At 69.1% G+C, this 3,700-nt stretch carries 5 protein-coding genes and 1 pseudogene; 5 read left to right on the forward strand and 1 reads right to left on the reverse strand.

The genetic code is table 11. From position 1 onward, the window contains the following. The 3 genes and pseudogenes from VIP82_RS05840 to VIP82_RS05850 all read left to right on the forward strand — a co-directional run. Positions 1 to 346, forward strand: a pseudogene (locus VIP82_RS05840) (ribosome biogenesis GTPase Der); the annotation flags it as partial. Between the two features lie 84 nt (positions 347 to 430). Then, entirely contained in the window at positions 431 to 667 is a 237-nt protein-coding gene (locus VIP82_RS05845) for a DUF167 domain-containing protein (protein ID WP_331906588.1), read from the forward strand. A 37-nt stretch (positions 668 to 704) separates the two neighbouring features. Beyond that, positions 705 to 1,622: a CHAD domain-containing protein gene (locus VIP82_RS05850; RefSeq protein ID WP_331906590.1), complete on the forward strand. Its 918-nt coding sequence runs from the start codon at positions 705 to 707 to the stop codon at positions 1,620 to 1,622. An 18-nt stretch (positions 1,623 to 1,640) separates the two neighbouring features. Here the strand turns inward: VIP82_RS05850 and VIP82_RS05855 are convergent, their stop codons facing one another. After that, entirely contained in the window at positions 1,641 to 2,264 is a 624-nt protein-coding gene (locus VIP82_RS05855) for a GNAT family N-acetyltransferase (RefSeq protein WP_331906592.1), read from the reverse strand. Between the two features lie 99 nt (positions 2,265 to 2,363). On the opposite strand from VIP82_RS05855, the gene VIP82_RS05860 reads away from it, so the two are divergent. After that, positions 2,364 to 2,843 (forward strand): MarR family winged helix-turn-helix transcriptional regulator, encoded by a 480-nt coding sequence (locus VIP82_RS05860; protein WP_331906594.1) that lies wholly within the window; start codon positions 2,364 to 2,366, stop codon positions 2,841 to 2,843. Beyond that, a complete protein-coding gene (locus tag VIP82_RS05865; RefSeq protein WP_331906596.1) occupies positions 2,840 to 3,496 on the forward strand; it encodes a hypothetical protein in 657 nt (218 codons plus the stop codon). The genes VIP82_RS05860 and VIP82_RS05865 overlap by 4 nt, the downstream gene beginning before the upstream one ends. The last annotated feature ends 204 nt before the right edge of the window (positions 3,497 to 3,700 follow it).

A 3,700-nucleotide genomic window follows, 5' to 3' on the forward strand; every position in this document is an offset into this window, starting at 1 on the left:
CAACATCTCGGCGAAGACCGGCCGTCACCTCGAGAAGCTCGTGCCAGCCCTCGAGACCGCGCTCGAGTCGTGGGACACCCGCATTCCCACGGGCAAGTTCAACGCGTTCCTCACCGAGCTGACGCAGGAGCACCCGCACCCCGTGCGCGGCGGCAAGCAGCCCCGCGTGCTGTTCGGCACGCAGGCGGCCAGCCGCCCGCCGACATTCGTGCTCTTCACGACCGGGTTCCTCGACCCGGGCTACCGCCGGTTCATCCAGCGACGCCTGCGCGAGATCTACGGCTTCGAGGGTTCGCCCATCGTCATCAACATGCGGGTGCGCGAGAAGCGCGACCGCTCGAAGTAGGTCTTGGATGTCGCGGCGCCCGAGTCGTTCCCGTGAGGGGAGCGGCTCGGGCGTTCGTGGTCTCCGCGTCGGCGCGAGGAAGTGATGGACGTCACGATCCGGGTGAAGCCCGGCAGTCGCAAGGGGCCGCTCGTGGAGGCGCTCGAGGGCGACCCTGCGGCCTCGCTCACGGTGTTCGTGCGGGAGCGCGCCGTCGACGGCGCCGCGAACGCCGGTGTCGTCGAAGCCCTCGCGGCTCACTTCGACGTGCCCCGGAGTCGTGTGCGCATCCTGCGCGGGGAATCGTCGCGCGTGAAGCGGGTGCGCATCGACGTGGACTGAACCGCCGAGATCGCAGCGAGGCGCCTACGATGGCGCCATGGCTCTCGTGGGCGTGGACGACGACGCCGGTGCGGTCGTGCTGGCGGCGTTGCGCGCGATCGGCGACCGCCTCGATGAGATCGAGCCGGCTGCCGTGGCCGACGAACCGGATGCGGTGCATCGTCTGCGCACGACCGTGCGCCGTCTTCGCAGTGTGCTCGCAGTGTACGGATCGCTGCTCGACGCCTCCGAGGTCGACGAGGTGCGCCGTCGGTATCGCAAGCTCGGCCGACGGCTCGGCGCGGTGCGCGATATCGAGGTGCGGCTCCTGGTCGCGGAGGCGGCGTTGCAGGATGCCGCGGCGTCGTCGACCTTCGACACGGGGGCGCTCGTGCGCGTCACGGCCGGCATCGTCGCCGAAACGACCGCGTCCCATCAACTCGCGCACCGGGAATTCACCGAGCACCAGGAGCGGCCGGCAGCTGCCCGGCGTCGAGCGGCGCTCGGCGATCTGCTTGCACACGCGCCCACGGCCCGACCGGCGGACACGGCGACCCGGGCGGTGCTCGACGCACTCCTCGCGCGTGAAGTGCGTCGTGCCGTCATGCGGGCATCAGGAGTGGACGCGACGAGTGCTGCTGTGCGACTGCATGCCGTGCGGAGAGCCGCTCGACGCCTACGCTACGCCGCGGAGGCGCTGGCGGAGGGCGCTGGGGACACGTTCAGTGCGCGAGCGCTGCGGCTCGCGGCCGCAGGTGAGCGGATACAGGATGTGCTCGGCGGTCATCGGGACCAGTCACTGTTCGCCGAGTACCTGCAAGGTTCGGCTTCGGTAGCAGCCCCATCCGAGCAGGATCGTGCTGTGCTCGAACGACTCGCCGCCGCTGCCCGGCGGCGTGCCGCCGAGCGGATCTCCGATCTCGACCCCGCGGTGCACGAACTCCGCCGTGCGGAGCGCGACTGGCTCCCGCTCTGAAGCGCCCGTGGGCCCGGCTCAGCGCCCGAGCTCGACCTGCATGATCGCGCGGTCTGGCCGGGGGCGGGCGATCTCGGTGAAGCCCGCATGCGTGAACATCGAGACAGTGCCATGGAAGAGCGCGTCGGCCGACACCTTGGCGCGGATCTTCGGGTCGACGGCGTAGGCCTCGACGACGACGGCACCACCTGCGCGGGCGAAGTCGACGGCCGCTTCGGCGAGAGCGCGGGCGACGCCCCGGCCTCGGTGGTCGCGCGGAACGACGAAGCAGGAGACGGCCCACACGGCGTCGTCATCGAAGTCTGGATGGGCGGTGCCGCCCTTGACGATGGTGCTCCGGCTGAGCCGGGGGAGGTCGCTGCGCGGTTCGACGGCGCACCAGCCCACCGGCGTCTCGCCGTCGTAGGCGAGGAGCCCGCGCCCGATGCCCGACGCATGCACCTGTTCTTGCAGCCGGTCGCGCAGACCTTCATCGCCGAACCGACGCCAGTCAGTGCCCGGAATCTTGTACCACTGGCACCAGCAGTGCGCGGGATCGCCGCGGGTACCGAAGACGGCCTCGACGTCGGCGAACGGTACTTCGCTCGCAGGGACGACCCGGAGCTTGAGCGGCTCGAGGTCTTCGGTCACGTCGGTGATCACCATTCGAATGTAGCGCCGACCACCGACATCCGCAGCGGGCGTCTCGCAGGCCTCGGTCCAAGATCGTGAATATAGGTAACAATGCAGTATCATCATGATATGACTCCCGAGATCACCGTGCTCGACCGACTGCTCGAGGTGAGCGAGCTGTTCCAGAAGGACATGGCCAACGCCTTCGCCGGCACCCCGCTGACGCCGGCGCGCACCCGGTTGCTCTGGGAGCTCGCCGCCACCGGTCCGTCCACCCAGCACGCGCTCGCAGACCGGCTCGAGGTGAGTCCCCGCAACATCACGGGCCTCGTCGACGCGCTCGAGGCCGGCGGCTACGTCATGCGCGCGCAGCACCCGACCGACCGGCGGGCGATCATCGTGTCACTCGCGGCATCCGCTGAGGAATTCATGCGCGACATGCAGCGCGACCATGCCGAGCTCTCGGCCGAGCTGCTCGGCGCCGTCGCCCCCGAAGATCGCGATGCACTGCTGCGCGGCATCGAGGCGATCACGGGGCGCCTGCGTGAACTCATCGAAGCCGACGAGCAGCGCCGAGCCGCCGGCGAGCCGCAGGCGGTGGGGGAGTGAGCACCGCGACCTCGGCGCGCGCCGAGGCATCCGTCTGGCGACGCATCGGTTGGTTCCTGAAGCGCGCGCTGCTCATGGAGCTCAGCATCTATGCGAGCATCGGGCGGTTCATCGCGCGGCGCCCGGCGATCGCGCTCGGGGCGAAGGGTTTCGGCTTCCACAAGCCGGTGCTGACGATCCTCATGATCTTCATCGTGCTCTCCGCCGTCGAGATCCCGATCTTCGATCTCATCGTGCATCGCTGGCCCGCCGTGCGCATCACGCTCCTCGTGCTCGGCATCTGGGGGCTCACCTGGATGTTCGGGCTGCTGTGCGCCTATCTCATGCGGCCGCACACGGTCGGCCCTGACGGTATTCGCGTGCGCGGCGGTCTCGAGCTCGACATCGCGCTCAGTTGGGACGACATCGCGTCGGTCGCGCGAAACCTTCGCGTGGATGAGCCCAAGTCGCCGAAGATCGTCGAGACGGATGCGTCGCGCACCCTCATGCTGCGCATGACCGACGAGACGAATCTCGAGATCGAACTCGAGGGACCGACGCTCGTGAAGTTGCCCGGACACGGCAGGGCCGGCGGCGAGCAGTCGGTGACGGCACTGCGCATCTGGGTCGACGACCCGGTGGCGTTCATGGACGAGGTGCGGAAGTACATCTGATCTCGCCGGCGCGCACGCGTTCGCCGGCCGAATTCGCAGCGAGCGGATGCCTCGTGGCCGCCAGAGTGTCACGAGCACCCCTTCGGATGCCGCTATGATGGTCAAGTTGTCTTCGGAGAAATCCGGTGGCATCGGGCTGTGGCGCAGCTTGGTAGCGCACTTGACTGGGGGTCAAGGGGTCGCAGGTTCAAATCCTGTCAGCCC

It is taken from the genome of Microbacterium sp. (assembly GCF_036566905.1).
Taxonomy (GTDB): domain Bacteria; phylum Actinomycetota; class Actinomycetes; order Actinomycetales; family Microbacteriaceae; genus Microbacterium.

Excerpts from the sequence above, each read along its gene's own strand:
- VIP82_RS05845 (WP_331906588.1), top strand. The coding sequence starts at position 431 with ATGGACGTCACGATCCGGGTGAAGCCCGGCAGTCGCAAGGGGCCGCTC.
- VIP82_RS05850 (WP_331906590.1), top strand. The coding sequence starts at position 705 with ATGGCTCTCGTGGGCGTGGACGACGACGCCGGTGCGGTCGTGCTGGCG.
- VIP82_RS05860 (WP_331906594.1), top strand. The coding sequence starts at position 2,364 with ATGACTCCCGAGATCACCGTGCTCGACCGACTGCTCGAGGTGAGCGAG.